Origin of the sequence: Paramuribaculum intestinale, from assembly GCF_003024925.1 — a bacterium.
Taxonomy (GTDB): domain Bacteria; phylum Bacteroidota; class Bacteroidia; order Bacteroidales; family Muribaculaceae; genus Paramuribaculum; species Paramuribaculum intestinale.
This window is the reverse complement of the sequence record NZ_PUED01000149.1, coordinates 1-5,800: the sequence shown is the minus strand read 5'-3', so window position 1 is coordinate 5,800 and position 5,800 is coordinate 1. Positions and strand designations below refer to the sequence as shown.

At 56.5% G+C, this 5,800-nt stretch carries 5 protein-coding genes and 1 pseudogene; all 6 read left to right on the top strand.

Annotation, left to right across the window (positions count from 1 at the left end):
• Positions 1 to 147: 147 nt before the first annotated feature.
• A complete protein-coding gene (gene floA / locus C5O24_RS10175; RefSeq protein WP_107035690.1) occupies positions 148 to 1,116 on the top strand; it encodes a flotillin-like protein FloA in 969 nt (322 codons plus the stop codon).
• A 30-nt stretch (positions 1,117 to 1,146) separates the two neighbouring features.
• The gene (locus tag C5O24_RS10170; RefSeq protein WP_107035691.1) at positions 1,147 to 2,598 is read left to right on the top strand and encodes a carbon starvation CstA family protein; all 1,452 of its coding nucleotides are present in this window, start codon (positions 1,147 to 1,149) and stop codon (positions 2,596 to 2,598) included.
• 42 nt (positions 2,599 to 2,640) lie between these two features.
• Complete coding sequence (locus C5O24_RS10165; RefSeq protein ID WP_107035692.1) at positions 2,641 to 3,462, top strand: histidinol-phosphatase; 822 nt, start codon at positions 2,641 to 2,643, stop codon at positions 3,460 to 3,462.
• Positions 3,463 to 3,484: 22 nt separating this feature from the next.
• Positions 3,485 to 4,234: a 3-deoxy-manno-octulosonate cytidylyltransferase gene (gene kdsB / locus C5O24_RS10160; RefSeq protein ID WP_107035693.1), complete on the top strand. Its 750-nt coding sequence runs from the start codon at positions 3,485 to 3,487 to the stop codon at positions 4,232 to 4,234.
• Positions 4,235 to 4,247: 13 nt separating this feature from the next.
• Entirely contained in the window at positions 4,248 to 5,546 is a 1,299-nt protein-coding gene (locus tag C5O24_RS10155) for a M16 family metallopeptidase (RefSeq protein ID WP_107035694.1), read from the top strand.
• A gap of 20 nt (positions 5,547 to 5,566) precedes the next feature.
• Positions 5,567 to 5,800 (top strand): annotated as a pseudogene (locus C5O24_RS10150) (tRNA (N(6)-L-threonylcarbamoyladenosine(37)-C(2))-methylthiotransferase MtaB); the annotation flags it as partial.

Genomic DNA, 5,800 nt, shown 5'->3' with positions numbered 1-5,800 from the left:
AAAGCATGGGGACTGAACGTTAGTCACGGGTTTTGCCACCCCCTAATCTGCCTTGTTCCATGCTTGTGATGCCTGATATTTGAAGATAAATTTATTCAAAAACATTTAACCGTACAAATGTACGACCCCTATAAAATCATTTAAGCAATGGAAATATCAATTATCATACTGGGTGTGGTGTTGGTGGCGCTTCTGTGCGTGTTTTTTTACTACGTGCCGTTCTTCCTGTGGATTTCGGCGCGCGTGAGCGGCGTCAGGATCTCACTGCTGCAGCTCGTGCTGATGCGTATCCGTAAAGTGCCCGCATCGGTGATAGTCAGAGCCATGATCGAGGCACACAAGGCCGGACTGACCGGCGTGACCCGCGATGATCTCGAAGCCCACTATCTTGCCGGAGGCGACGTGGAGAAGGTGGTGCATGCGCTTGTCTCAGCTGCCAAAGCCAACATAGATCTGGGCTTCAAGATGGCCACAGCCATAGACCTTGCCGGACGCGACGTGTTTCAGGCCGTGCAGATGAGCGTAAATCCCAAAGTGATCGACACTCCCCCGGTGACCGCAGTGGCCAAGGACGGCATACAGCTCATAGCCAAAGCCCGAGTCACGGTGCGCGCCAACATACGCCAGCTCGTAGGCGGTGCCGGCGAGGACACCGTGCTTGCCCGCGTAGGCGAAGGCATAGTGTCGAGCATCGGCTCGTCGGAGAGCCACAAGCAGGTGCTCGAAAACCCCGACAGCATATCAAAACTCGTGCTCCGCAAAGGCCTTGACAGCGGCACGGCATTCGAGATTCTCTCGATTGACATCGCCGACATAGACATAGGCAAGAATATCGGCGCCGCACTGCAGATAGACCAGGCGCAGGCCGACAAAAACATCGCACAGGCCAAGGCCGAAGAGCGCCGTGCCATGGCCATAGCCCTGGAGCAGGAGATGAAAGCCAAGGCGCAGGAAGCCCGAGCAAAGGTGATAGAAGCCGAGGCCGAACTGCCCAAAGCCATGGCCGCCGCCTTTGCCAGCGGCAATCTCGGCATCATGGACTACTACAGGATGAAAAACGTCCAGGCCGACACCATAATGCGTGAAACCATCGCCGGTCCGGCCGACGAAAAGTAATCAGACCGACAGCAACAGTTCCGCATCATCATGACTTCATTTCTCATAGCTCTGGCGGTGCTCGTCGGCGGCTACTTCATCTACGGCACACTCATCGACCGCCTGATCGGCACCGACCGAAACCGGCCGATGCCGGCCTACCGGCTGCGCGACGACGTAGACTATCTGCCGATGCCTACATGGAAGGTTTTTCTCATACAATTTCTGAACATCGCAGGCCTCGGTCCGATCTTCGGCGCTATAATGGGAGTGATGTTCGGTCAGGCAGCCTTCCTGTGGATAGTGCTCGGCACTATTTTCGCCGGCGCCGTCCACGATTTCCTGTCGGGCGTGATCTCCATACGCATGGGCGGCGCTTCGCTGCCCGAGATCGTAGGTCATGAACTCGGCGACGGAGTGAAGCAGGTGATGCGCGGATTCTCGGTGCTTCTGCTCTTGCTTGTCGGCGCAGTATTCGTGCTCACACCGGCCGACATTCTGGCCGGACTGACTCCCGACACTCTCGACCGCACCGTCTGGATTGCCGTCATACTCGGATATTACATCCTGGCCACACTGCTGCCGATCGACAAGCTTATAGGCAATATCTATCCGCTCTTCGGAGTGGCGTTACTCTTCATGGCGGTGGGACTGCTCGGATGTCTGCTGTTCGGCGATTTCGGCATACCCATAGACTTCAGCGCCGGCTTCGACAACAGGATGCCCGACACGGAGCATCATCCGGTGTTCCCGATGATGTTTGTAAGCATTGCCTGCGGCGCGATCTCCGGCTTTCATGCCACACAGTCGCCCATGATGGCCCGCTGCCTGAAAAACGAGAAACTTGCCCGCCCCATATTTTACGGCGCCATGGTGACCGAAGGTATCGTGGCTCTTATCTGGGCTGCCGCGGCGATAGCCTTTGCAGGCGGATATGAGCAGCTCACAGCCTATATGGCCTCCCACGGCAACAGTGCAGGCGCTCTTGTCAGCGAAATATCGTTCAGCTGGCTCGGCACCGCCGGCGGCATTCTCGCCCTGCTCGGAGTGGTGGCCGCGCCGATCAGCACCGGCGACACGGCCATGCGCAGCGCACGCCTGATCGTGGCCGACTTCATGAAACTCAGCCAGCACACGATATGGAAGCGCCTTCTCATCTCACTGCCGCTTTTTGCCGCTGTCTTCGCCTTGATGATGATCGACTTCAATGTGCTGTGGCGCTACTTCGCATGGAGCAACCAGACTCTGGCCGTATTTACGCTATGGGCAGTCACGGTATATATGGCACGCCACCGCAAAGCCTATATAGTCAGCCTGCTGCCGGCCATGTTCATGACCGCCGTCAGCGTGAGCTATCTACTCTTTGCCCGGCGTCCCGAAGGCTTCGGACTCGATCTCACGATAGCGACATGCGCTGGAGTGGCTGTGGCAACAGTGTTTGCTCTGATGTTTGCCCGCTATGTGCGACGCCTCAGTCATGACACTACGTCAGAACCAGCATGAAGTCATCCGGGCAATCATCACAATGAAATATTCCGCACTACAATGATGACCAACAACGACATATCGGACATAGCCAGACAGACCGACGACTATTGCTTTCACTCCCACACACAGTTCTGCGACGGACGCGCTACGATGGCCGAAATGGCCGAAGCCGCCCTCAATGCCGGGATGAAACACTACGGATTCACCCCCCACTCCCCTATCACGGTGGAGTCGAGCTGCAATATGAGCCGCGACTCCGTAGGCTATTATCTGGCGGAGTGCGACCGGCTTAAAGACCTGTATGCCGGCCGGATGGATATATATGCAGGTATGGAGATCGACTATCTCGGGCCGCAATGGGGACCCGCATCAGACTATTTCCAGTCACTGCCGCTCGACTACCGCATTGGCTCGATACATTTCGTGCCTACGCAAAAAGGCGAATATGTCGACATCGACGGGCGTTTCGAAAATTTCAAATGGAAGATGCAGGAGTTTTTCGACAACGATATCCGATGGGTGACCGAACAATATTTCAGCCAGACCCATGCCATGATCGATGCCGGAGGATTCAATATCATCGGACATTTCGACAAGGTGGGACACAATGCCTCGCATTTCCGCCCGGGCATAGAGGATGAATCATGGTTCGACACACTCCTTGACGGCGTGATAGACCATATAGCCGCCTCCGGCATAATAGCCGAAGTCAACACCAAGGCTCTTGCCGATCATCACCGCACCTTCCCCAACCGACGGCTATGGCACAGGCTCAAAAAGGCCGGAATACCTCTCATAGTCAACAGCGACGCCCATTATCCCGACCTGATCAACGCGGGCAGAGCCGAAACAATCCGCCTTCTGAAAAGCATCGACTGAAAACATTGCAACACAAATAAACATGAAATTCATAGGCATAATACCGGCAAGATACGCATCAACGCGTTTCCCCGGAAAACCGCTCGCCATGATAGGCGGCAAGACCATGATCGAACGGGTCTACACCCAGGCAAGCCTTGAACTCGACAGCGTGGCAGTGGCCACCGACGACGAACGCATAGCCCGGGCTGTAGAGGCTTTCGGCGGAAGAGCCGTCATGACATCATCGTCCCACCGCAGCGGCACCGACCGGTGCTGCGAGGCTCTCGACACTCTGGGATCGGACGCCGACGTGGTGATCAACATTCAAGGCGACGAACCCTTTATCGACCCGCGCCAGATAGCGCAGCTCAAAGAGTGCTTTGCCGATAACTCGACCGACATAGCCACCCTCGTCCGCCGCTTCGATCCGCAACGCGGATTTGACGCATTGTTTGACCCAAACACACCAAAGGTGGTGATGGACGGCGCCGGACACGCGCTGTATTTCAGTCGCTCGATAATCCCCTACGTCCGCGGCCACGAATGGCAGCAATGGCTCGACAATGCAGTGTTCCACACCCATGTGGGCATATATGCCTACCGCACTTCAGTTCTCCGCGAGATAGTGAAACTGCCGCAGTCGGCTCTTGAACTGGCCGAATCGCTCGAACAGCTCCGATGGCTGCAGGCCGGCTACCGGATCATGACCGCCGTGACCGACTGTGAAACCATTGGCATTGACACACCCGACGACCTGCGCCGAGCTGAGTCACTGCTCGCCGAGAAATAACTACCGACCCATAATGTCAGCTACACCCGACAGGTCAAAGGCACCGGCCACACATATCCCCTCCGACATAAAACTTCCGGCCATGCGCGAGCTGACGCTCGACAACGGCATGAAAGTGTCGGCGCTCGATCATCCCGACACGGAGATCAGCCGGCTGACCGTCATCACAGAAGGCGGCATGGCCGAGGCCGGCAATCCCGCAATAGCGCTGCTCGACTCACAACTGCGTCAGGAGGGCACTACCACCACCGACGGACTGACTCTGGCCGATCATTTCGACTTCAACGGAGCCTGGACTGCCTGCAGCAGCGGCAACCATCACCGAAGCTTTACGGTCTATCATCTGGAATCAAAACGACAGATGATACTTCCGCAGGTGATCGACATACTTACCGATCCGTCATTCCCGGCCGACCGACTGGCTAAATGGCGCGAACGCATGATAGCGCAGACCGCCATAGAACAGCAGACCGTAGGCTATCAGGCGTCGGCGCTTTCAAGAGAGATAACCATTGGAGCCGGCCACCCGCTGGCACAGAATCCCGATCCTGACCGCATCGCGGCAATAGACCGCGACACACTGCTCGACTTCCACCGACGCAATCTTCATCCGCGCCACATACGGCTCTTCATAGCCGGACGTCTTACGCCGTCGCTTGAACACCAGCTAAACCGCAGTTTCGGATCGATAACACCTCCACAGGGCATGGAAGAGCCGTCGTCATGCATAGTGCCGTTCAACATCGGCTCCGGGAAGCGCGGCTTCAGAACCGTTGACGGAGCATTGCAGAGCGCCGTGTGTGTCACCCTCAGAGGGATCGACCGCAATCATCCCGACTATCTGCCGCTGCGAATGACCGTCAACGCCCTCGGCGGATATTTCGGCAGCCGCCTGTCGGCCAATATACGCGAACGTCTCGGACTGACCTACGGCATACATGCCTCACTGCTCGGATATGCCGAAGGCGGGATGATCAGTATTGCCACCGAATGTGACAACGCCTATCGCGACAGGGTTGTAGACGAGATAGCCTCTGAGATGACACGTCTGGCAACGGCTCCTCCCGACGCCGATGAAATGGAACGCATACGCATGACCGAATTGTCCTCGCTGCTTGACATAATGGAAACACCGTTCACCGTGAGCGATTTCTATCAGTCGATGCATATCAACGGGCTCTCACCCGACTATTTCGATCAGCGGCTTATGACAGCCCGCACAATGTCGCCTGAGATCATAGCCGACATGGCCAGCAAATATCTCAGGCCTGACCTGATGAATGTGGCCATAGCAGGAAAAAACAGCAACTGAACCCAGACCACAACGCAACAATGCCACTCACATATCTGACACATACATTCGGCTGCAAACTCAATTTCTCAGAAACAGCCACTATAGCCCGTATGCTTGAGGAGCGCGGACTGCAGCAGGCACGCAAGGGCGACCATCCTGACATAGTGGTGGTGAACACCTGCAGCGTCACCGGCGAGGCCGACAAAAAGTGCCGCCAGACCATCAGAGCCATAGCCCGCCGACATCCCCACGCGGCCATAGCCGTCACAGGC